The sequence below is a fragment of the Frigoribacterium sp. PhB118 genome (genome assembly GCF_003751725.1).
Lineage (GTDB): Bacteria > Actinomycetota > Actinomycetes > Actinomycetales > Microbacteriaceae > Frigoribacterium.
Genome location: NZ_RKID01000001.1, coordinates 437,901 through 459,893, shown reverse-complemented (window position 1 = coordinate 459,893; position 21,993 = coordinate 437,901). Strand labels below are relative to the sequence as shown.

Here is a 21,993-nt window from a genome sequence, read left to right as displayed (position 1 = left end):
GGGGTGGACGGGGCACCCGATCGTCGCTGTGCCAGACTGGGGCCGGTGTCCTCCATCGTACCGGCGCGCCCCCGTGGGGCCGTGAGCCTGGCCGACGTGGTGCCCTCGACTCTCGCGTCCCTGCGGGGCGAACCGAACGCGCTCCGCCTGCCCGCCGCGCGGGCCGCGGTGGTCGTCCTGGTGGACGGTCTCGGCCAGGCGGCCCTCGGCGCCCGTCGGGGCCACGCCCGGACGTTGTCGGGGGTGAAGGGCAGCCTGTGGTCCGGGTGGCCCACGACCACCGCCGCGGCGCTCACGACGCTGACGACCGGGGCACTCCCCGGCGAGCACGGCCTCGTCGGCTACTCGGCTCTCGACCCCGAGAACGATCGAGTGGTGAAGCAGCTCTCGGGGTGGGACGATCGCATGCGGCCCGACGAGTGGCAGCGGCGTCCCACGCTGTTCGAGACGGCCACCGACGTGGAGTCCCACGCCGTCGGCCCCAAGCGCTACCGCTCGTCCGGCCTGACCGAGGCCATCCTCCGGGGCGCCACCTACGACGTGGCGGAGAGCGTGGCCGACCGCTTCGAGACCGCGGCGATGCTCGTCGACTCGACCCGCGCCTCCTTGGTGTACCTCTACGTCCCCGAGCTCGACATGATCGCTCACCGTGCCGGCTGGGAATCGGACGAATGGATCGATGCCCTCGAAGGCGTCGACGGCGAGGTCCGGAGGCTGGAGGCCTCGGTCGCGCCCGACGTCGGGGTGATCGTCACGGCCGACCACGGCATCGTCGACGTGGCCGAACGGAGGCGCATCGTCTTCGGGGGCATGCCCGCCCTGGTCGACGGGGTGAGGCACGTGGCGGGGGAGCCCCGCTGCCTGCAACTGCACCTCGAGCCCGATGCCGACGAGGGCCGCCGGGATGCGGTGCTCGACGCGTGGCGAGCAGCCGAAGGCGACCGAGCCTGGGTGTTGTCCCGGTCGGAGGCCGTCGACGCCGGTTGGTTCGGGGCCGTGGACCCGGCGGTCCTGCCCCGCATCGGCGACGTGATCGTCGCCGCCCGGCGGGGCGTCGCCTACTACGACGGACGAGATCGCGGTGGTGCTCCGGGAACCATGGTCGGTCACCACGGATCGTGGTCCGACGACGAGACGCTCGTGCCCTTGAGGACGTTCGGCGCCTACCGGCGGTGATCGTGGCCGCCGGGGCGGGCCAGGAGGGTCAGGCGGGGTCGTCGTCCGTACGCGCTCCGAAGACGATCTCGTCCCAGCTCGGCATCGAGGTGCGCCCCCGCGCCTTCTTGGTCGACTGGGCCGCGCTGGGCATCTCGCGTCGGCCAGCGCGTCCCCGGCTGCCCCGGATGCCCGTGGGCTGGACCGGTGCGTCGCCCGCCGGGGCGTCACCTCGGGTCGACCGGTCGGGCAGCACGGGTGTGGGTTTGGTGGCCCCTTCGGGCAGGTCGAAGTCGTCCAGGGGGACGTCGATCACGCGGATCGCCCCGGTGGCCTGGTGGTCCGGGCGCCCGTCGTCGTCGGAGAACCGGGCGGCCTCGCGTTCTCCGCGTCGGCGTCGCAGCGCCTCGAGGAGGTCCGCGGTCTGGTCGTGCCCGCTCTCGTCGTCGGGTGCCCGGTTGGCGGCGGCGAAGGAGGCGGTGCTGCGGACGCCGGGACGCAACCGGTCGGTCGCGGTCTCGGCCAGCAGTTCGACCGCGTCGGCCTGCTCGACCAGGAAGGCGCCGCTGTCGAAACGGCCCGAGGTGTCGTCGTGGCGCGGCTCACGGGAGACGGCCCGGAGACGAGGGACGAGTGGACCGACGTCCTCGCCGTGCTGCGAGAGGCGGTGGGCGTCGCCGCCGAGGGGGGCGAGGACCGACTTCTTCGGGTCGAAGCGCCACGTCGCGTCGCGCTCGACCTCGTGCGTGACGAAGGCCAGGTGGACCACCCAGCCGTGCTCGGCGTCCTTGTAGGCACTCCAGTCGCGCTGCGAGGTCTCGGCACCGTCCAGTCGCTCGTCGATGACGGCTCCGAAGGTGGTCGCCTGCACACCGGACGCCGCGTCGTCGTCGACGGACACCGGGACGGCCCTGGCGCTCTCGAGCACGAAGGCGCGCTCGGCGAGGACCGGCCCTTCGAACCGGTGCACGTAGTCGAGGTCGGCGCCGGTCAGGTCGGACACCTGCTGAGGGGTCTTGCCAGCCCTGACCAAGGCCTGGATCTCGCGGGGCGGTGCCTTCCGTTCGACCGGGGCGTCACCGGGGCTTGCCGCCCTCAGCTGGGAGTGGAGGGTGTGGGTGACGGGAAGGCGGTACTCGCCACCGGCGTCGGTGGCGACGAGCAGAGCTCCGCTCTGGACGCCTATGACCCTGAGATCCTGCATTTTCCACGCCTTTCACCGTCGTGATCCGGTGCCAAGAGTCGCACGTCGGCGGCCTTTCTCACGGGAATACGACGGGCGTGCCGTCAGTTCTTCCGAGGCGGCTGAAAGGCCGTGGGAACTGGTTTGCTATTCGACAACGAGTGATGCAAACTGCACCCGCCGAATCGGGCACACGAATCACCGAAGAACTGGATGGGCATGGCCACCGACTACGACGCACCTCGCAAGAACGACGACGACGGCTCGGAGTCGATCGAGGGGCTCAAAGAAAGGGTCCCCGACAAGATGACCGGCGTCGTCGACGACGACGCCGACAACCCGGGCTCGTTCGAGCTCGCCGGGCAGGACCTCTCGGACCTCGACCTCGACGTCGTCGTCCTCCCCCCGCAGGTCGACGAGTTCACCTGTGTCGAGTGCTTCCTGGTCAAGCACCGTTCGCAGCTCGACCACGAGACCAAGCTGGGCGCTATCTGCCGGGAGTGCGCCGCCTGATCGCCTCCAACCGTCGCACGACCTCGTCGGGTCGACGGGTCGACACCAACCAGTAGGGCGCCGGGTCGTCGAGGTCCGTCAACGAGATCTTGACCACCGGTCGCACCCACCCCCGGAAGAGGGTCCAGGCTCGCGCGTCGAGCCGGGGCCCTCTTTCTCGTGTCGCGTCGGCGCCGGTGAAGCCCTCGGCGTCACCGATCTCGTGGGCGAACAGACGGGCCCGCCCCGCGGTGAAGCCATCGTCGTCGATCGTCAGCACGGGCGAGGTCAGGACGAGCAGGACGACGGCGGCCGCGTAGAACACGACGGCCATCACCACGCCGACCGTCGAGTTGATCGGCAGGAAGACCAGGAGGGTGGCGGGGACGAGGAGCGCGCAGGCCACGAAGACGGAGAGCGGCGGGAGCAGGCGCTCACGGTAGGGGTTCATGACGTCCATTCGACCAGACTTCTGCACTACCCTCGACACGTGATCCAGACCCTCGACGTCCTCATCGCCGCCGAGGCGATGTCGGTGCCCGTGTATTCCCACCCGGGCGACGCCGGCGCCGATCTGGTCTCGACCGAGGACCTCGTGCTGAGGCCCGGCCACCGCGCCCTGGTCGGCACGGGCGTCTCCATCGCCCTTCCCGAGGGTTTCGCCGCGTTCGTCATGCCCCGCAGCGGCCTCGCCGCCAAGCACGGCATCACCGTCGTGAACGCCCCGGGCACCGTCGACGCGGGGTACCGCGGAGAGATCAAGGTCTCGCTGCTCAACACCGACCTCGAGGCCGAGCACCACGTCGCCGTCGGTGACAAGATCGCCCAGCTCGTCATCATGCCGGTCGTCCGCGCGACCTTCGTCCCCGTCGCGACGCTCCCCGAGAGCGTCCGAGGGGTCGACGGTCACGGATCCACCGGATACGCAAACAACCCAGGAGGCACCGCGTGAGGAAGTCCAAACGCCGCGAGCAAGAACTGGCCGCAGTCGAGATCGACGTCGAGTCGGCCGACGTCGCCGACGTCGAGATCGACATCGAGTCCCTCGACGATGCCGAGGTCGAGGTGTTCGACGACTCCAAGTCGGCACCCGCGGACCGCTCCGAGGTGGGCCCGCTGGACGAGACCGAGGCCAACCCCGTCCGCCCGTACGTCGATCTCGGTGGCGTCAAGATCCTGCCCCGCGAAGGGCTCCACCTCCGACTCGAAGTCGAAGAGGGAAGCAAGAGGGTCGTCGCCGTCGGCCTCGACTTCGCCAAGTCGACGCTTCAGGTCCAGCCGTTCGCGGCGCCCCGCACGACGGGACTCTGGAACGAGATCCGAGGTCAGATCAGCGAGCAGATCGAGAAGCAGGGCGGCACGACGGCCGAGGTCGAAGGGCCCTTCGGTCCCGAGGTCCGCGCCGAGATCCCGGTGATGGGCGGTGACCCCGGCACGACCCGGCGAGCACGCTTCATCGGCGTCGACGGGCCCCGCTGGTTCCTCCGCGGCGTGATCGCGGGCGACGCGGCTCACGAAGGCGACGCTGCCGAGAAGATCGAAGAACTCTTCCGCAGCATCGTCGTGGTCCGCGGGACGACCCCGATGCCTCCGCGCGAGCTGATCCCGCTGTCGATGCCGAAGGCCGGCCCGACCGACGCCCCGGGCACCACGCCCTCGGTCGTCTGACCCGACGTGTCCGCGTCCGACGACCGGCCCGATCCGGCTGATCCGTCGCCGCTCGACGACCCCCGGGTGTCGCTCGCGGCCCAGTTGCAGGCCGCCGCCCGACGGGCCGGCATCGGCCAGGTCGCCCCCGGCGAGGTCCCGACGGCGTCGGCGCTGCTCACCGCCATCGGCGGGGTGCGGGGGCTCGTCGAGTCCATCGTGCCCGGGCTCGGCTTCGTGTTCGTCTACACGATCACGCAGGACGTCGTCCCGTCGGTCCTCATCCCGCTGGTCCTGGCCGTGGCGTTCGTCGTCGCGCGCGCGGTCCAGCGCGGTCCGGTCGCCCAGGCCCTCGCGGGCGTCTTCGGCATCGCCCTCTCCGCGGGGATCGCCTTGCTCTCCGGCCGTGCCGAGAACAACTTCGTGCCCGGCCTCCTGATCAACGCCGCGTCGCTCGCCGCGATGCTCGTCAGCATCGCCGTGCGCTGGCCGCTCATCGGCATCGTGGTCGGACTCCTCACGAACGACGGCACGGGCTGGCGGGGGGACCGGGCGAAACGACGCGTCCTCGTCCTGGCCACCTGGTTGTGGGCCGGACTGTTCGCCGCCCGCCTCGCCGTCCAGGTGCCGCTGTGGCTGGCCGGGGACGTCGCTCTCCTCGGGACGCTCAAGCTCGTCATGGGCGTGCCGCTCTACGCGGGGTTGCTCTGGGTGACCTGGCTCCTCGTGCGGACGGTCTACCGCGGACGCGAGGCGGCGGACGACGCGCGCGGCCCCTCGGCCTGACCCGCGCCTCCTGGTGCTATGTTTTGTCTCGACATCGAGACAAATCGCTGGGATCGGCCCCGGGGACACCCCGCGGACTTAGGCTGACCTCGCTGGTGGGCGTCGCGCGCACCGGCCAAGATGAGGGCGTAGTCAGCAAGGGAGACGGCACGTGTCTGCAATCAACAGTTTCGGCTCGAAGAACTCCCTCACGGTCGGGTCCACCGACTACGAGGTCTACCGCATCGACGCGGTCGAGGGTTCTTCGAAGCTTCCATTCAGCCTCAAGGTCCTGCTCGAGAACCTGCTCCGCACCGAGGACGGTGCGAACGTCACGGGTGACCAGATCCGGGCCCTCGGCTCGTGGCAGCCCACCGCCGAGCCCGACACCGAGATCCAGTTCACGCCGGCGCGCGTGGTCATGCAGGACTTCACGGGGGTGCCCTGCATCGTCGACCTCGCCACCATGCGAGAGGCCGTCGCCGAGCTCGGCGGAGACCCGACCAAGATCAACCCGCTGGCACCGGCCGAGCTCGTCATCGACCACTCCGTCATCGCGGACCTCTTCGGCTCCGAGAACGCGCTCGAACGCAACGTCGAGATCGAGTACGAGCGCAACGGCGAGCGGTACCAGTTCCTCCGTTGGGGGCAGACGGCCTTCGACGACTTCAAGGTCGTCCCGCCGGGCACCGGCATCGTCCACCAGGTCAACATCGAGTACCTGGCGCGGGTCACCTACAGCCGCGAGGTCGGCGGAGTGCTGCAGGCGTACCCCGACACCCTCGTCGGCACCGACTCGCACACGACGATGGTCAACGGCCTGGGCGTGCTCGGCTGGGGCGTCGGGGGCATCGAGGCCGAGGCCGCGATGCTCGGTCAGCCCGTGTCGATGTTGATCCCCAAGGTCGTCGGCTTCAAGCTCTCCGGCTCGATCCCGACCGGCGTGACGGCGACCGACGTGGTGCTCACCATCACGCAGCAGCTGCGCCGGCACGGCGTCGTCGGCAAGTTCGTCGAGTTCTACGGCGAAGGCGTCGCCGAGGTGCCCCTGGCCAACCGGGCGACCATCGGCAACATGAGCCCCGAGTTCGGTTCGACGGCGGCGATCTTCCCGATCGACGACGTGACCCTCGACTACCTGCGTCTGACCGGGCGCTCCGAGGAGCAGATCGACCTCGTCGAGCAGTACTCCAAGCTGCAGGGCCTGTGGCACGACCCCTCGACCGAACCCGTGTTCAGCGAGTACCTCGAGCTCGACCTCGGGACGGTCGTCCCGTCCATCGCCGGGCCGAAGCGTCCGCAGGACCGCATCGAACTCACCGAGGCCAAGTCGCAGTTCGAGGTCGACCTCGAGAACTACGCCACGACGGACCACTCGCACGTCGACGCCGCGGTCGAGGGCACGTTCCCGGCCTCCGACCCGATCGGCTTCACGGCCGAGGACGACGACGACGCCCAGCCGCACTCGATCTCGCACACGTCGCACGCACCGGCCAAGGTCTCCAAGCCCACCTCCGTGGCACTCGGCGACGGCTCGACCTTCACGCTCGACCACGGCGCCGTGGCCATCGCGGCCATCACGTCGTGCACGAACACGTCGAACCCCTCCGTCATGCTCGCCGCGGGCCTGCTCGCCCGCAACGCCAGCAAGAAGGGGCTCAAGGCCAAGCCGTGGGTCAAGACGACCCTCGCGCCCGGGTCGAAGGTCGTCACGGACTACTACGAGAAGGCCGGCCTGACCACCTATCTCGAGGACCTCGGTTTCTACACCGTCGGCTACGGCTGCACGACCTGCATCGGCAACTCGGGCCCGCTGCTCGACGAGATCTCCACGGCGGTGCAGGACAACGACCTCGCCGTCACGGCCGTCCTGTCGGGCAACCGCAACTTCGAGGGTCGCATCAACCCCGACGTCAAGATGAACTACCTCGCCAGCCCGCCGCTGGTCATCGCGTACGCCCTCGCCGGGTCGATGAACTTCGACTTCGAGAACGACGCCCTGGGCACCGCCGACGACGGCTCCGACGTCTACCTCCGCGACATCTGGCCCGACGCGGCCGAGGTGCAGCAGACGATCGACTCGTCCATCGACACGGGGATGTTCACCCACGAGTACGCCGGGGTGTTCGACGGCGACGAGCGCTGGCGCTCCCTGCCGACCCCGACGGGCGCCACCTTCGAGTGGGACTCCGAGTCGACCTACGTGCGCAAACCTCCGTACTTCGAGGGCATGACGATCGAGACCACGCCGGTGACCGACATCCAGGGCGCCCGCGTGCTGGCCAAGCTCGGCGACTCGGTCACGACCGACCACATCAGCCCCGCCGGGTCGATCAAGGTCGACAGCCCGGCCGGCCACTACCTCGACGAGCACGGCGTGGACCGCAAGGACTTCAACTCGTACGGGTCCCGTCGCGGCAACCACGAGGTCATGATCCGGGGCACGTTCGCGAACATCCGTCTCAAGAACCAGTTGCTGGACGGGGTCGAGGGTGGCTACACCCGCGACTTCACCCAGGCCGAGGGGCCGCAGTCGTTCATCTACGACGCCAGTGCCCGCTACCAGGAGCAGGGCACGCCCTTGGTCATCCTGGGCGGCAAGGAGTACGGCTCGGGCTCGTCCCGGGACTGGGCCGCGAAGGGCACGAGCCTGCTCGGGGTCAAGGCGGTCATCACCGAGAGCTTCGAACGCATCCACCGGTCGAACCTGATCGGCATGGGAGTGGTTCCCCTGCAGTTCCCGCAGGGCGAGAGCTGGGAGTCGCTCGGTCTCGACGGCACGGAGCAGATCGACATCGTCGGCATCGAGCAGCTTAACGAGGGCACGACGCCGAAGACGGTCCACGTCACGGCGACCCCCACCACCCATTCGCCCGCGGGCAAGCAGCCGGTCGAGTTCGACGCCGTCGTACGCATCGACACCCCCGGCGAGGCCGACTACTACCGCAACGGTGGCATCCTGCAGTACGTCCTGCGCAGCCTGGTCTGAGCGACGGACCCCGCAGTGACCAGGCCCCCGGACGATCGCCCGCGTCGTCCGGGGGTCGCACGGCGTTCTCGCCGGTCGCGTGCCTAGACTGGCGGGATGCCCGAGAGGGCCGAGAGGGAAGGCCAGCATGAGCCTGCTGCAGACGATCACGGGGCCTCGTGACCTCGACCGCCTGACGAACGAACAGATGGTCGAACTGGCCGCCGACATCCGCCGGTTCCTCGTGACCGAAGTGTCGAAGACCGGGGGCCACCTCGGGCCGAACCTCGGCGTCGTCGAGTTGACGTTGGCCATGCACCGGGTGTTCCACTCGCCGCACGACGCCTTCGTCTTCGACACCGGCCACCAGTCGTACGTCCACAAGCTCCTCACCGGTCGTCAGGACTTCTCGGGGCTCCGGCTCCGGGGCGGTCTCGCCGGCTACCCGCAGCGGTCCGAGTCCGAGCACGACATCGTCGAGAGCTCGCACGCCTCGAGTTCGCTCTCGTGGGCGGACGGCATCTCCCGGGCCTTCCAGCTCACGGGCCGCGACGATCGCCACGTCGTCGCCGTCGTGGGAGACGGTGCCTTGACCGGGGGCATGACGTGGGAGGCCCTGAACAACATCAGCGACGACAACGACCGTCGCCTCACCATCGTGGTCAACGACAACGGCCGGTCCTACGCCCCGACCATCGGAGGAATGGCCCGTTTCCTCAACACGGTCCGCACCCGCCAGGCCTACCGCGAGCTCCACGTCGGCAGCAGGGCAGTCTTCGACCGACTCGGACATCCGGGTCGTGCGGTCTACCGCGGCGTCCGGGGTGGTCTGCACGGCTTCCTGAGCCGGTTCACGAACAACGAGGCCCTCTACTCGAACCTGGACATCAAATACATCGGGCCGGTCGACGGTCACGACCAGGTCGCCATGGAAGAAGCGCTGCTCCAGGCGAAGAACTACGGGGCGCCCGTGATCGTGCACGCCATCACCGAGAAGGGCCGGGGATTCGATCCGGCGCGCGCCGACGTCGCCGACCAGTTCCACGCGGTCGGGCAGATCGACCCCGAGACGGGCGAACCCCTCGAGGCGGCCACCTCGCCGTCGTGGACGTCGGTCTTCGCCGACGAGATCGTCGACATCGCCGAGCACGACGAGAAGGTCGTCGGCATCACGGCGGCGATGCTGCGTCCGGTGGGCCTGCACAAGCTCGCCGAACGGTTCCCGAAACGGGTCTTCGACGTCGGCATCGCCGAACAGCACGCGGTCACGAGTGCCGCGGGTCTCGCGTTCGGTGGACTGCACCCCGTCGTCGCGCTGTACGCCACCTTCGTGAACCGCGCCTTCGACCAGGTGCTGATGGACGTCGCCCTCCACCGGGCCGGGGTCACCTTCGTGCTGGACCGCGCCGGTGTGACCGGACCGGACGGCCCGAGCCACCACGGCATGTGGGACCTCGCCCTCCTGCAGATCGTGCCGCACATCCGTCTGGCCGCCCCTCGTGATGCGACGCGACTACGCGAAGAGCTCCGGGAGGCCGTGGCGGTCGACGACGCGCCCACCGTCATCCGGTTCTCGAAAGGCGCCGTCGGCGTCGAGCACGACGCCGTCGAACGACTCGAGGACGGTGTCGAGGTGCTGCGACGCACCGGCCGCGACGACGTCCTCATCGTCTGCGTCGGCCCGATGGCCGGCATCGGACTTGAGGTCGCCGAGCGACTGGAGGCCCAGGGCATCGGTGCCACGGTCGTCGACCCTCGATGGGTCGTCCCCGTCCCGGCCAGCATCATCGAGCTGGCCGCGGCCCACCGGCTCGTCATCACGATCGAGGACGGCGTGCGGGTGGGCGGGATCGGCACCCGTGTGCGACAGGACCTCCGTGGCGCAGGCGTCGACACGGCCGTGACCGAGTTGGGATTGCCCGACGAGTTCCTCGAACACGGGTCCCGGGCCGAGATCCTCGACGAGGCCGGCCTCACGCCGCAGCACATCGCTCGCGACGTCGTCGCCCAGGTGCTCGGCAGCCGAATCCCGGTGGCGAGGCCACTGGACGAGACCGCTGCCGCATCCCGGCACGAGGACGCCCGGCACGACTGAGCCCCGGTGCGGTGTCACGCCGCACGACAGACGTCGAACGCCCCGTCCCTCTCGAGACGGGGCGTTCGGCGTGGGTGGTCTACTCGACGCCGTGGATCGCGGGTTCGTGGAAGTCGCGTCCCCGCACCCGACGTGAGGCACCGACCCGGTCGAGGTACGGCGTGACCCCGCCCATCTGGAACGGGTACCCGGCGCCGAGGATCAGGCAGAGGTCGATGTCCTCTGCCGCGGCCACGACGTGGTCGTCGAGCATGCGCCCGACCTCGTCGGCGAGACCGTCCTCGATGCGGACGCGCAACTCGTCGTCGGTCAGGGCCGTTCCCGGTCCGGCGGCGAGGGCGACGGCCTTCTTGTCGAATCCCTTGCGACGGCCCTTCGAGTCGCGTTCGAAGATCGTGCCGTGCTCGGCCAGGCGGTGCAGTCCGTCACTGGCGAAGAACCGGTCGGGGAAGGCGGCATGGTGGGTGTCGAGGACGTGCGCCCCGACGGTCAGTCCCACCAGCTCGAGCAACTCGAACGGCGTCATCGGGAGGCCGAACGGCGCCGTCGCCCGATCGACGACCTCGAACGGCGTCCCCGTCTCGACGGCGTGCATGGCCTCGCCCAGCAGCTTGGCCAAGATGCGGTTGACCACGAACCCCGGGGTGTCGGCCGTGATGACGGCGTTCTTCCGCAGGGCCTTCGCCGTCACCATCGCCGTGCTCAGCGTCTCGTCGTCGGTCGCCGGGGCCTTGACGACCTCGACGAGGGGCATCACCGCGACCGGGTTGAAGAAGTGGAATCCGACCAGTCGCTCGGGGTGGGCGAGGCGAGCCCCGATCTGCTCGACGCTGAGCGACGACGTGTTGGTCGCCAGCACCGTCGTGTCCGAGACGACGGCCTCGACGTTCGCGAACACCTCCTGTTTGACCGACAGCTCTTCGAACACGGCCTCGATGACCCAGTCGGCGTCGGCGAAGTCGGCGAGATCGGTCGTGCCCGTGATGAGCGCCTTGAGGCGGTTGGACTCGTCCCGCGAGATCCGACCCCCGCCCTCCAACTCGTCGATCTCGCCTCTGATGCGGGCGAGTGCCGCGTCGACCCGAGCCTGGTCGAGGTCGGTGATGACGACCGGGACGCGCAGACGGCGCACGAAGAGCAGCGCGAACTGGCTCGCCATGAGTCCGGCCCCGACGATGCCCACCTTGCCGATCTTCCGGGCGAGGTCGGGGGAGGGCGCACCGGCGGGCTTCTTGGCCCGCTTCTGGACGAGATCGAAGGCGTACATGCTGGCGTGGAACTGGTCGCCTGCCACGAGGTCGGCCAGCGCTTCGTCCTCGGCCGCGAAGCCGGTCGTCCGGTCGGTGTTCTTCGCGGCCTTCAGCAGGTCGAGGGCGGCGTAGGGCGACTTCGCGACGGTGCCGATCTTCGACTCGAGCGACTTGCGCGCCACCGAGATCGCGACGTCCCACTTGACGGCACGCTCGAGCCTGCCCGGGACGTTCGGCCGCTTGACGCCGACGCGGCCGGTCAGCACGCCGTCGGTCCACCGGATGCTGTCCTCGAGGAAGGACGCGGGGCCGAACATCGCGTCGACGATGCCGAGTTCGAGCGCCTGGGCGGGCTTCAGGGTGCGGTTGTTCTTCAGGGGGTTCTCGATGACGACCTTGAGGGCGTTCTCGATGCCGATCAGGTTCGGCAACAACCAGGCGCCACCCCACCCGGGGATGATGCCGAGGAAGACCTCCGGCAGGGCGATGGCGGCGGCCGACGAGTCGACCGTGCGGTAGTCGGCGTGCAGCCCGATCTCGACGCCACCGCCCAGGGCGAGCCCGTTGACGAAGACGAACGTGGGCACCGGGGCGTCGTGCAGCTTGCCGAGCACGGCGTGGCCGAGCCGGGCGAGCTCGCGGGCGACCTCGCGGCTGGGGATGGCGCTCACCTTGCTGAGGTCGGCACCCGCCGCCAGGAAGTACGGCTTGCCGGTGACGGCGATCGCCGCGATCTCACCCGAGGAGGCGCGGCTGCGGACGGCGTCGAGGGTCGCGCCGAACTCGTGCAGCGTCGCGGGCCCCAGCGTGCTCGGCCGGGTGTGGTCGCGTCCGTTGTCGAGGGTGATGAGGGCCAGGAGGCCGCCGGAGGGCAACGGCACGTCGCGGACGTAAGAGTGCGTGACGACCTCGTCGGCCGACAGCTCGGTCAGTTGTTCGGTCGCCGTGCTCATGCGCGTGCCGCCTTCTTCGAGTAGTGGGGGTTCTCCCAGATGACGCTGCCGCCCTGGCCGAGGCCGATGCACATGGCCGTGAGGCCGTACCGCACCTCGGGGTGCTGCTCGAACTGGCGGGCGAGCTGGATCATCAGCCTCACGCCCGAGGACGCGAGAGGGTGACCGACGGCGATGGCCCCGCCCCAGGGGTTCACGCGCGGGTCGTCGTCGTCGATGCCGAAGTGGTCGAGCAGGGAGAGGACCTGCACCGCGAACGCCTCGTTCAGTTCGAAGAGGCCGATGTCGTCGATCGACAGCCCGGCCTTGCGGAGGGCCTTCTCGGTGGACGGCACGGGACCGATGCCCATGATCTCGGGCTCGACGCCGGCGAAGGCGAAGCTGACGAGGCGCATCTTGGGGGTGAGCCCGAGTTCCTTCGCCGCGGCACCCGACGCCATCAAGCTGACCGTCGCCCCGTCGTTGAGACCCGACGAGTTGCCCGCCGTGACGCGGCCGTGCGGCCGGAAGGGAGTGCGCAGCCCGGCGAGACCCTCCATCGTGGTCTCGGGTCGAGGCGCCTCGTCACGGGTGGCGAGCCCCCAGCCCTGGTCCGTCTTGATGGCCACCGGGACGAGGTCGGGTTGGATCTGGCCGGCGTCGTAGGCCGCTGCGAGCTTCTGTTGCGATCGCAGGGCGTACCGGTCGGAGCGCTCCTTCGTGAGCTGGGGGAACCGGTCGTGGATGCGCTCCGCGGTGTTGCCCATGTTCAGGGCCTCGCCGCTGACGAGCTTCTCGGCGGCGAAGCGCGGATTGGGGTCGGCGGCGAACCCCATGGGGTGGCGCCCCATGTGCTCGACCCCGCCGGCGAGGGCGACGTCGTACGCGCCGAAGGCGATGCCGCCGGCGACGCTCGTCACGCTCGTCATGGCGCCGGCGCACATCCGGTCGATGGCGTACCCGGGCACGGACTGGGGGAGACCCGCGAGGAGCGCCGTCGTGCGTCCGAGCGTGAGGCCTTGATCGCCCTGTTGCGTGGTCGCCGCGATGGCGACGTCATCGATGCGTTCGGGCGGTAGGGACGGGTTTCGCTCGAGCAGACCCTTCATCGCCTTGACGACCAGGTCGTCGGCGCGGGTCTGCCAGTACATGCCTTTGTCGCCGGCCCGACCGAACGGGGTGCGTACCCCGTCGACGAACACGACATCGTTGCTCTCGGCCACAGTGCCTCCAGTGTCAGGATCTGGTCCTGATCTTAGGGACGACGCCGGGGGCCCGAGAATCGTTCGAGCAATCCTACGAAGCGCCGTCGCCCGTCGCCTCGGGCTCTTGGTGGGCGTCGACAAAGGCTTCGGCGACCACCTCGGCCACGGCCTCGACCTGCCAGGTCCGCGCACCGAGCTCGACGAGTGCGGCCGCGATGGTCGGTGCATCGAAGGGGATGGGCGGGTCCCAGGCCAGCCGGCGCAGGGTCTCGGGTGTGAGCAGGTTCTCGACCGGCAGGTCGAGCCCCTCGGCGATCTCGGTCACCTTGGGGCGGACGGCCTTGTAGCGCGCGTCGGCCAGCGGGTTCTTGTCCGCCCACGATCGGGGCGGGGGGAGGGTGTCGCTCGCCGGCCCCCGGTGCGAGGGCAGGTCCGTCGTCTCACGGCCGCGTTCGATCGCCGCGAACCAGCGGTCCAGCTCACTGCGACTGGCCCGGCCGACGAACTCCTTGATGCCGGCGAGGGACCGTTTGTCGGTGGGCATCGCCTTCGTGGCGGCCAGGAGCGAGGAGTCCGGGACGAGACGGCCCGGGGCCGTGTCGATCTCGCGCGCGTAGTCGTCCCGAGCCTGCCAGAGTTCACGAGCCACGGCGAGGGACCGGGACCCGCGCAGGCTGTGCAGCCCGGTCAGTCGACGCCACGGGTCGACCTTCGCGGGCTTTGCCTCCCGCCTCAGGGTCGCGTCGAACTCCTGGCGCGCGATCTCGAGCTTGCCCGCGTCCGCGAGGACCGCCTCCATGGCGTCCCGGAGGTCGACGAGCAGCTCGACGTCGAGGGCCGCGTAGACGAGCCAGCTCTGCGGCAACGGTCGCGTCGACCAGTCGGCGGCACTGTGTTCTTTCGCGAGGTGGACGCCCAGGAGCTGTTCGACGACGGCTCCGAGCCCGACCTTGGGGAGCCCGGCGAGGCGCGCACCCAGTTCGGTGTCGAAGATCCGGCTCGGATCGAGGCCGACCTCGCGCAGGCACGCGAGGTCCTGGCTGGCGGCGTGGAGCACCCACTCCTCGTCGCCGATGACGGCTTGCAGTTCGGCGAACGAGCCGATGGCGGGTGGGTCGAGGAGGAACACCCCCGAGCCGCGTCGGAACACCTGGATGAGGTAGGCCCGCTGCGAGTAGCGATAGCCGGAGGCGCGCTCGGCGTCGATCGAGACCGGCCCGGTCCCGGCGCGGATCGCCTCGACGGCGGCCAGGTACCCCTCGCGGTCGTCGATGACGGTCACCTCGCCGTGCTGCGAGTCGGCGGTCTCGACGACGGGTCGGACGGAGACCCGGGGGCGGGTGTCGCGCGGCTCGGAGCCGTGGGGTGTTGCCGCGTCGGCCGCCGCCGCGTCTGGTGCGGCCTCGTCTGGTGTCGCTGTGGTCATGTCTCCGCTGTTCTCTCCGGGGGCGCTGTTCTGTTCCGGTGGTTCAGTCTCGTCCGACCCGCCTCGAGGCGAGGAGGGTGACGCCCTCGACGGTCGGGGGCAGGCCGGCGAGCGTGCAGATCAGCTCGCTCCAGGCCTCGATGTGCGGGGCCAGGTCGGTGGTGGCGGGGCTCCAGGACGCCCGGAGTTCGAGCTGGGCCCCGTCACCGTGGTTGGCCAGCTCACCGTATCCGGTCGAGAGGATCTTGGTGGCGGTGCCCGATGCCCGGTCGTAGACGGCACCGCGGGCGTCGAGGCTGTCGACGAGCCAAGACCACGCGACGTCGGCCACGAACGGATCGAGGGCGATCTCGGTCTCGAGGGGCGCCTGCGCGAAGCCGACGACCCGGAAGGGTCCGCCCCAGGCCTCGGGTTCGTCGTCGTCGTAGAGCAGCACGAAGCGTCCGGTGCCGAGGTCGGCGTCCGGGCGACCGGACGCGCCGATGACGTCCCCGGCGAGGGCCAGGGCGTGAGGGGCGAGGCCGTTCGGAGCGGGGATCTCGGTCACGGCGAGGGCATCCCGCGCGGCGGCACGGTGGACGGACTCGACGGCCGCGGCGAACGCGGGCGGGCGGGTCGACGTCGGGGGGATCTCGGACACCCTGGAAGACTAGGGTCGATCCCGAGGGCGACCCCCGCGGCACGCCGCGCCCGGCTCAGCAGATCCACAGGTCTCCTCGACCCGCCTCACGCCGTCCGAGGAGCCGCCCGTGAACCGCCCCGCATCCACCGGTCGACGGGGCGTCGGCCCGCTCGCCGTCGTCTCGATCGCGGTCGGGGGCACCGTGGTGGTGTCGTCCACAGCCATCGTCTCGGGGATCGTCGCCATGGCCCGGAAGATCGTCACCCCTGCCCGGAGGCGACGCGACGACGTGCGCATCGAGGCCCACGACGCCGTGGCCGGGACGATCACCCTGCGTTCGACGCCCGACACGCGCCTCCCCGGTCGCTACAGCTTCTGGTACGACCGGGGCCGAGGGCACGCCCGCATCGGTGAGGTGGTGCACGACGACGGCCGGCACGTCGAACGTCGGGTCGAACACGGGGACGGCGCCGGGGGCGTCGAAGGAGTCGAGGCATCCGGCCTGCGGCGCGCCCACCGGGGTCGCATCGGCGGCTGGCTGTACCCGACGCCGCACGACGCGGGCCTCACGGCCGACGAGGTCGTGGTCAAGACCGAGGTCGGTCCGGCGCCCGCCTGGCTGGTCCCCGCCGAGGGCGGGCTCGACGGCCCGTGGATGATCGGGGTGCACGGTCGCGGGGTGACGCGCGCCGAGACGATCCGTGCGGCACCGGTCTTCCGGCGAGAGGGCTTCACCTCGCTCCTCGTGTCGTACCGCAACGACGGCGAGGCGCCCCGTTCGCCCGACGGCCGTTACGCCCTGGGCGACTCCGAGTGGCGCGACGTCGAGGCGGCGATCCGGTTCGCCCTCGACCACGGGGCGACGTCCGTCGTGCTGATGGGCTGGTCCATGGGTGGGGCGCTGGTGTTGCAGGCCGCCACCCGCTCCACCCTGCGCGGCGCCGTCTCGGGTCTCGTGCTCGAGTCGCCCGTCGTCGACTGGCGGACGACGCTCGCCTACCAGGGCGCGGCCATGCGGGTGCCGGGGATCGTCCAGGGTCTGGTGCTGCGCCTCCTGGGGTCGCCCCTGCTCTGCCGGCTGGCCGGCAGCGCCGAGCCCATCGACTTCGACCAGCTCGACCTCGTCTCACGCGCGGGCGAGCTCGACCTCCCGGTGCTGGTGCTGCACAGCGACGACGACGGCTTCGTGCCGTCCACCGCGTCACACGCGCTGGCCGAGGCGCGGCCCGACATCGTGACCTTCGAGGTGTTCGACGTCGCCCGGCACACCAAGCTCTGGAACCTCGACCCCGAGCGGTTCGAGGGGGCGATCGGTCGATGGCTCGACCGTCACCGACTCGCGGGTCCACCGTCCACCGACCACCGCGCGTAGAGCGTGCTCTGCTCGTCGACCAGCAGTTGGCCGAGCACGAGCGACGCCGGGTCGAAACGTTCGCGACCGAAGACGGGCAGGCCGCTGCCGATCACGACCGGCGAGGTCGACAGGCACAGCTCGTCGACGAGCCCGTCCCGGAGGAACTGCCCGGCGAGCGAGGGACCGCCCTCGCACACGAGCGAACGGAGGCGCTGCTCGCGCAGGCACCGCAGGATCGCGGCGGGCTCCAACCGGCCGCCGTCGTCGGTCGCCGTCAGAACGCGGGCGGCCGCCCAGATCGCCTCACCGAGGGTCTCGCGGACCCGTGCCCGCGCGTATTCGGGGCAGACCACGACGACCCGCTCGGCTTCGGCCGGGTCCATCCGGTGGCCGGAGAGGTCGCCCGACGCCGTGACGACGACGAGTCGCGAGGACTTCGGCACCCGGTAGCCCTCGGCGCGCACGCTCGCCGCACCGACGAGGACACCGTCGGCGAGCGAGCGGATGGCGGCCAGGATCGTGCGGTCGGTGGCGTTGCTCAGCGTCTCGGAGGTGCCGTCGGACCCCGCGGCGTCACCGCTGACCGCCGCGATCAGGTTGAGTCGCAGCCACGTCTCGCTCGGCGGGGCGTACAGCTCGCGAATCCGGTCGGGGGTCGAGTCCTCGTCGATCTCGAGCTCGAGCCCGACGTCGCCGGGACGTCCGAGGGCGTGCAGCACCCGGAGCGTCACGCGACGGCGGTCCGTTCGCGAATCTGACGCTTGGCGCGGCCGAGCAGCGCGGTCATGCCGCGGATGCGCAGCGGGCTCACGGCCTCGGTCAGGCCGATCGTCTGCGGGTAGTCGTCGGGGACGTCGTCGAGCACCTGCTCGACGGTCAACCCGTCGAGCCCCTGGGCGAGGATCGAGGCGAAGCCCCGGGTCGTCGGCGCCTCGCGCGGTGCCGTCGCGTGCAGGTGCACCCGGCCGTCGGTGACCTCGACGAACAGGAACACGGGGGACTGGCACTCGACCACCCGTTCGAGCAGGTCGGGATGGTCGGCGTACCGGGCGGGCAGCTCGGGCAGCTCGTTCGAGAACTCGAGCAACAACTGAAGACGGTTCCGCACGTCGAGGGCGAGGAACTCCTCGCGGATCTCGACGAGCGCCTCGGGCAGGGCCGCGTCGGTCACCGGGCCGGCACCTCGCCCGGCTCGGTGCCCTGCACGATGGGGACCCGCACGGCGCTGCCCCACTCGGTCCAGGAGCCGTCGTAGTTGCGCACGTCCTCGAAGCCCATCAGGTGCGTCAGGACGAACCAGGTGTGGCTCGACCGCTCACCGATGCGGCAGTAGGCGACGACCTCGTCGCCGTCGGAGAGGCCCGCCCCGTCGCGGTAGATGGCGTCGAGTTCGGCGAGAGGCCGGAAGGTGCCGTCGTCGGCCGCGGCCTTGCCCCACGGCACGTTCTGGGCACTCGGGATGTGACCGGCCCGCAGGGCGCCCTCGTCGGGGTAGGCCGGGGCCGTGGTGCGCTGGCCGGAGAACTCCTCGGGCGAACGCACGTCGATCAGGGGCTTGCCGAGGTGCGCCAGCACGTCGTCCTTGTAGGCGCGGATGACGCTGTCGTCCCGCTCGACGACGGGGTAGTCGGTGGCCTCGACCTCGGGCGCCTCGGTCGTGTAGTCGCGTCCCTCGGCCTCCCACTTCGCGCGGCCACCGTCGAGCAGACGGACGTCCTCGTGCCCGAAGAGCGAGAAGACCCACAGCGCGTACGCGGCCCACCAGTTGTTCTTGTCGCCGTAGATGACGACCGTGCTGTCGCGCGTGATGCCGCTGCGGCTCATCAGCGCGGCGAAGCCCTCGCCGTCGACGTAGTCGCGCTGCACCGGGTCGTTGAGGTCGAGGTGCCAGTCGATCTTGACGGCGCCGGCGATGTGGCCGGTCTCGTACAGGAGGACGTCCTCGTCGGACTCGACGACGACGAGCCCGGGGGTGCCGAGGTGCTGCTGCAGCCACTCGGTGCCGACGAGACGCTCGGGATGGGCGTACTCGCCGAAGCGGGCGGACGTGTCGTGCTCGACGGCCATGGTGTCTCCTTGTGCGGGGGTCGGGGTGGAGCCGACGCCGGGCGACGCGTGGTGCCCGGCGGCGTAGGATCGCCTCTGGTCGGCCCCGTCGAGGTTACGCATGCCGCGTGACCGTCGCCCGGGAACCGTACGACTCTGACACAGATCCCCGCCCACCCCACCGCGAGGCCGCGCCCATGCCCCCCGAATCCGTCAGCACCCTCGTCTCGCTGAGCGACCGCACCCCGACGATCACGGGGGCCGAGATCGTGACGCAACTCGTGCCTCCTCGTCAGTTCGCGGAGGCCTCGCTCGAGAACTACCGGCCCGACCCGGCCTTCGCCTCCCAGGCCGAGGCGGTGGCCGCCGTGACGGCGTTCGGAGGCGCGGGTCCCGACGCGCCGCGGAGGGGCCTGTTCCGCAAGAAGCCGGCTGCCCCGGCCGTGCGTCCCGGCCTGTACCTCGACGGCGGCTTCGGCGTGGGCAAGACCCACCTGCTCGCCGCCCTCTGGAACCGCACGCCCGGCCGGCGGTACTTCGGCACCTTCATCGAGTACACCGCGTTGGTCGGCGCCGTCGGCTACGCCGGGGCCGCGTCGCAGCTGAAGGGCGCCGCCCTGGTCTGCATCGACGAGTTCGAGCTCGACGACCCGGGCGACACCATGATGATGACCCGACTGCTCGGCGACCTGGCCGACGACGGCACGCGCATCGCCGCCACCTCGAACACGCCGCCCAACGCCCTCGGTGAGGGCCGGTTCGCCGCCGCCGACTTCCTCCGCGAGATCCAGGGGCTGAGCGACAAGTTCCTCACCCTGCGCATCGACGGGGACGACTACCGACGTCGCGAGGTCGAGGCCCGGGCGCACGTGGTCGACGACGTCGACGCCGCGGCGGCCGGCCTCGGCGGGACCGTGTCGCTCGACGACTTCGACGGGGTGGTCGCCCACCTCGCGACGGTCCACCCCAGCAAGTACGTGAAGCTCGTCGACGACCTCGACGCGGTGGGGCTGCGTGACGTCCACGTCCTCACGAGCCAGGTGGACGCCCTGCGCCTCGTGGCCTTCGTGGACCGCCTGTACGACGCGCAGATCCGGGTGGTCGCCTCGGGCACGCCCCTCGACCAGGTCTTCTCGGACGAGATGCTCGCCGGCGGCTACCGCAAGAAGTACCTGCGCGCCGTGTCGCGCCTGGTGGCCCTGACCTCGCTCTGACGAGATCCCGACCCCGCACCGGGCATCCGGTAACACGTTGTTTACCTGCGCCCGAATCGTGTTACATCGGGGAAACAATCCCGCACACGGCCCGAAACCTCTCCCCGCGACACTGGGGGCCGCACCGGACGAGAGCGTTCGTCACCACAGCCCGTGAACCCACACGGTCGACCTCGACGTCGGTGCCTCCCCGGCTCCGAAACTCGAGAGGTGACCCACCCATGGACCAAGGCAACACCGCCTTCATGTTGATCTGCGCGGCACTCGTGCTGCTCATGACCCCCGGCCTGGCCTTCTTCTACGGCGGCCTCGTCAAGGCCAAGAGCGTCATCAGCATGATGATGCTCAGCTTCGGCGCGATGGGCCTCATCGGCGTCCTGTGGGTGCTCTTCGGCTATGCGATCGCCTTCGGCAACCCGACCTCGATCCCCGGTGGGAGCGAGAGCTTCGTGGGCATCCAGGGCCTGATCGGCCTCGACGTCGCGAACCTCGGCCTCGGCGCCGCCTTCGAGGACAGCCTGGACCCGACCGGCGCCTACCCGACGATCGCCTTCGCCGCCTTCCAGGCCACCTTCGCGATCATCACGGTGGCCCTCATCTCGGGCGCCATCGCCGACCGCGCCAAGTTCGGGGCGTGGATGATCTTCGCCGGCGTCTGGGCCACGGTCGTCTACTTCCCGGTCGCCAGCTGGGTCTTCAACTTCACGAAGGACGCCGACGGCAACACCGTCGGTGGCTGGATCGCCGCCATGGGCGTCATCGACTTCGCGGGCGGCACGGCCGTCCACATCAACGCCGGTGCCGCGGCCCTCGCCCTGGCACTCGTCCTCGGCAAGCGCGTCGGCTTCGCCAAGGGTGCCGACAAGCCGCACAACCCGCCCTTCGTCCTGCTGGGTGCCGGGCTGCTCTGGTTCGGCTGGTTCGGCTTCAACGCCGGCTCCGAGCTCGCGGCCGACGGCGTGGCCGCCCTGGCGTTCCTGAACACCATCGCCGCGCCGGCCGCCGCCGTGCTCGGCTGGCTGGTCGTCGAGAAGCTCAAGGACGGCAAGGCCACCTCGGTCGGCGCCGCCTCGGGTGCCGTCGCCGGCCTCGTCGCCATCACCCCGGCCTGCGCCGCCCTCACCCCGGGATGGGCCGTCGTCCTCGGCGTCGTCGCGGGTGCCGTCTGCGCCCTCGCCATCGACCTCAAGTTCAAGCTCGGGTTCGACGACTCCCTCGACGTCGTGGGCATCCACCTCGTCGGTGGCCTCATCGGGACGCTCTACCTCGGCATCTTCGCGAACGACACCGGCCTCATCTTCTCGGGCACCTTCACGCAGCTCGGCATCCAGGCCCTCTCGGCCCTGGCCGTCATGCTCTACTCGTTCGTCCTGGCCTTCGTCATCGGCTTCGTCATCGAGAAGACCATCGGCTTCCGCGTGAAGAACGAGGACGAGGTGGCCGGCATCGACCTCGCCCTGCACGGTGAAGAGGGCTACGTCCTCGAGAACTCGCGCGCCTGACCCACCTCGCACGACGAACGGCCCCGGTCCTCGGACCGGGGCCGTTCTGCGTCCAGGCCGCGGCAGAAGGCAGGAGGCGCGGTGCGCGACCGCGTCGCACCGCGCCTCCTGCGGGTGGTCGCCCGGTCGGACCGGGC

General features: G+C 70.6%; 19 protein-coding genes. 10 read left to right on the top strand and 9 right to left on the bottom strand.

The window, feature by feature from the left end; translation table 11 throughout:
- Positions 1-45 precede the first annotated feature (45 nt).
- Positions 46-1,176, top strand: coding sequence for an alkaline phosphatase family protein (locus EDF21_RS02085; RefSeq protein ID WP_123570130.1), 1,131 nt, complete (start codon positions 46-48; stop codon positions 1,174-1,176).
- A gap of 28 nt (positions 1,177-1,204) precedes the next feature.
- Here the strand turns inward: EDF21_RS02085 and sepH are convergent, their stop codons facing one another.
- Positions 1,205-2,359 (bottom strand): septation protein SepH, encoded by a 1,155-nt coding sequence (sepH, locus tag EDF21_RS02080; protein WP_123570129.1) that lies wholly within the window; start codon positions 2,357-2,359, stop codon positions 1,205-1,207.
- 198 nt (positions 2,360-2,557) lie between these two features.
- Between sepH and EDF21_RS02075 the strand changes: the two genes are divergently transcribed.
- The gene (locus tag EDF21_RS02075) at positions 2,558-2,851 is read left to right on the top strand and encodes a DUF4193 domain-containing protein (protein ID WP_043592858.1); all 294 of its coding nucleotides are present in this window, start codon (positions 2,558-2,560) and stop codon (positions 2,849-2,851) included.
- On the opposite strand, the gene EDF21_RS02070 is transcribed toward EDF21_RS02075, so the two are convergent.
- Positions 2,826-3,290, bottom strand: a complete 465-nt coding sequence (locus EDF21_RS02070) for a DUF3093 domain-containing protein (protein WP_233568327.1) — start codon at positions 3,288-3,290, stop codon at positions 2,826-2,828. The two genes, EDF21_RS02075 and EDF21_RS02070, sit on opposite strands and share 26 nt — an antisense overlap.
- Positions 3,291-3,320: 30 nt before the next feature.
- On the opposite strand from EDF21_RS02070, the gene dut reads away from it, so the two are divergent.
- From dut to dxs, 5 genes are all read left to right on the top strand, one after another.
- The gene (gene dut / locus EDF21_RS02065; RefSeq protein ID WP_199736188.1) at positions 3,321-3,782 is read left to right on the top strand and encodes a dUTP diphosphatase; all 462 of its coding nucleotides are present in this window, start codon (positions 3,321-3,323) and stop codon (positions 3,780-3,782) included.
- A 77-nt stretch (positions 3,783-3,859) separates the two neighbouring features.
- On the top strand, positions 3,860-4,498 hold the full coding sequence (locus tag EDF21_RS02060; RefSeq protein WP_123570779.1) for a DUF3710 domain-containing protein: 639 nt from the start codon (positions 3,860-3,862) through the stop codon (positions 4,496-4,498).
- A 6-nt stretch (positions 4,499-4,504) separates the two neighbouring features.
- The gene (locus EDF21_RS02055; RefSeq protein WP_123570128.1) at positions 4,505-5,263 is read left to right on the top strand and encodes a DUF3159 domain-containing protein; all 759 of its coding nucleotides are present in this window, start codon (positions 4,505-4,507) and stop codon (positions 5,261-5,263) included.
- A 151-nt stretch (positions 5,264-5,414) separates the two neighbouring features.
- Positions 5,415-8,231, top strand: coding sequence for an aconitate hydratase AcnA (gene acnA, locus EDF21_RS02050; RefSeq protein ID WP_123570127.1), 2,817 nt, complete (start codon positions 5,415-5,417; stop codon positions 8,229-8,231).
- 127 nt (positions 8,232-8,358) lie between these two features.
- A complete protein-coding gene (gene dxs / locus EDF21_RS02045; RefSeq protein WP_056045446.1) occupies positions 8,359-10,305 on the top strand; it encodes a 1-deoxy-D-xylulose-5-phosphate synthase in 1,947 nt (648 codons plus the stop codon).
- Between the two features lie 79 nt (positions 10,306-10,384).
- Here dxs and EDF21_RS02040 read toward each other — a convergent pair whose 3' ends face one another.
- The 4 genes from EDF21_RS02040 to EDF21_RS02025 all read right to left on the bottom strand — a co-directional run bounded on the left by EDF21_RS02040 (position 10,385) and on the right by EDF21_RS02025 (position 15,758).
- Positions 10,385-12,508, bottom strand: coding sequence for a 3-hydroxyacyl-CoA dehydrogenase NAD-binding domain-containing protein (locus EDF21_RS02040; RefSeq protein ID WP_123570126.1), 2,124 nt, complete (start codon positions 12,506-12,508; stop codon positions 10,385-10,387).
- Complete coding sequence (locus tag EDF21_RS02035) at positions 12,505-13,710, bottom strand: thiolase family protein (protein WP_123570125.1); 1,206 nt, start codon at positions 13,708-13,710, stop codon at positions 12,505-12,507. The genes EDF21_RS02040 and EDF21_RS02035 overlap by 4 nt, the downstream gene beginning before the upstream one ends.
- 73 nt (positions 13,711-13,783) lie before the next feature.
- Positions 13,784-15,118 carry an HRDC domain-containing protein gene (locus EDF21_RS02030; protein ID WP_123570124.1) on the bottom strand — a complete coding sequence of 445 codons (1,335 nt, stop codon included), beginning with the start codon at positions 15,116-15,118 and terminating at the stop codon, positions 13,784-13,786.
- A 43-nt stretch (positions 15,119-15,161) separates the two neighbouring features.
- Positions 15,162-15,758: a DUF3000 domain-containing protein gene (locus EDF21_RS02025; protein ID WP_123570123.1), complete on the bottom strand. Its 597-nt coding sequence runs from the start codon at positions 15,756-15,758 to the stop codon at positions 15,162-15,164.
- A 109-nt stretch (positions 15,759-15,867) separates the two neighbouring features.
- Here EDF21_RS02025 and EDF21_RS02020 point away from each other — a divergent pair, with 109 nt between their 5' ends.
- Complete coding sequence (locus EDF21_RS02020; protein WP_233568326.1) at positions 15,868-17,112, top strand: S9 family peptidase; 1,245 nt, start codon at positions 15,868-15,870, stop codon at positions 17,110-17,112.
- Here EDF21_RS02020 and EDF21_RS02015 read toward each other — a convergent pair.
- The 3 genes from EDF21_RS02015 to EDF21_RS02005 are packed head-to-tail and all read right to left on the bottom strand — an operon-like array spanning position 17,070 to position 19,161.
- The gene (locus EDF21_RS02015) at positions 17,070-17,825 is read right to left on the bottom strand and encodes a dihydrofolate reductase family protein (RefSeq protein WP_123570122.1); all 756 of its coding nucleotides are present in this window, start codon (positions 17,823-17,825) and stop codon (positions 17,070-17,072) included. The two genes, EDF21_RS02020 and EDF21_RS02015, sit on opposite strands and share 43 nt — an antisense overlap.
- A complete protein-coding gene (locus EDF21_RS02010) occupies positions 17,822-18,265 on the bottom strand; it encodes a SufE family protein (protein WP_123570121.1) in 444 nt (147 codons plus the stop codon). The genes EDF21_RS02015 and EDF21_RS02010 overlap by 4 nt, the downstream gene beginning before the upstream one ends.
- Positions 18,262-19,161, bottom strand: coding sequence for a sulfurtransferase (locus EDF21_RS02005; RefSeq protein ID WP_123570777.1), 900 nt, complete (start codon positions 19,159-19,161; stop codon positions 18,262-18,264). The genes EDF21_RS02010 and EDF21_RS02005 overlap by 4 nt, the downstream gene beginning before the upstream one ends.
- 176 nt (positions 19,162-19,337) lie before the next feature.
- Between EDF21_RS02005 and zapE the strand changes: the two genes are divergently transcribed.
- Positions 19,338-20,354 carry a cell division protein ZapE gene (zapE, locus tag EDF21_RS02000; RefSeq protein ID WP_123570120.1) on the top strand — a complete coding sequence of 339 codons (1,017 nt, stop codon included), beginning with the start codon at positions 19,338-19,340 and terminating at the stop codon, positions 20,352-20,354.
- Between the two features lie 221 nt (positions 20,355-20,575).
- Positions 20,576-21,856, top strand: coding sequence for an ammonium transporter (locus tag EDF21_RS01995; protein WP_123570119.1), 1,281 nt, complete (start codon positions 20,576-20,578; stop codon positions 21,854-21,856).
- Positions 21,857-21,993 lie beyond the last annotated feature (137 nt).

Bases quoted from the DNA above. Each gene is read 5' to 3' on its own strand.
- EDF21_RS02075 (WP_043592858.1), top strand. From the start codon at position 2,558: ATGGCCACCGACTACGACGCACCTCGCAAGAACGACGACGACGGCTCG.
- zapE (WP_123570120.1), top strand. From the start codon at position 19,338: ATGCCCCCCGAATCCGTCAGCACCCTCGTCTCGCTGAGCGACCGCACC.
- EDF21_RS02005 (WP_123570777.1), bottom strand. From the start codon at position 19,161: ATGGCCGTCGAGCACGACACGTCCGCCCGCTTCGGCGAGTACGCCCAT.
- EDF21_RS01995 (WP_123570119.1), top strand. From the start codon at position 20,576: ATGGACCAAGGCAACACCGCCTTCATGTTGATCTGCGCGGCACTCGTG.
- EDF21_RS02040 (WP_123570126.1), bottom strand. From the start codon at position 12,508: ATGAGCACGGCGACCGAACAACTGACCGAGCTGTCGGCCGACGAGGTC.
- sepH (WP_123570129.1), bottom strand. From the start codon at position 2,359: ATGCAGGATCTCAGGGTCATAGGCGTCCAGAGCGGAGCTCTGCTCGTC.
- dxs (WP_056045446.1), top strand. From the start codon at position 8,359: ATGAGCCTGCTGCAGACGATCACGGGGCCTCGTGACCTCGACCGCCTG.
- EDF21_RS02070 (WP_233568327.1), bottom strand. From the start codon at position 3,290: ATGGACGTCATGAACCCCTACCGTGAGCGCCTGCTCCCGCCGCTCTCC.
- EDF21_RS02030 (WP_123570124.1), bottom strand. From the start codon at position 15,118: ATGACCACAGCGACACCAGACGAGGCCGCACCAGACGCGGCGGCGGCC.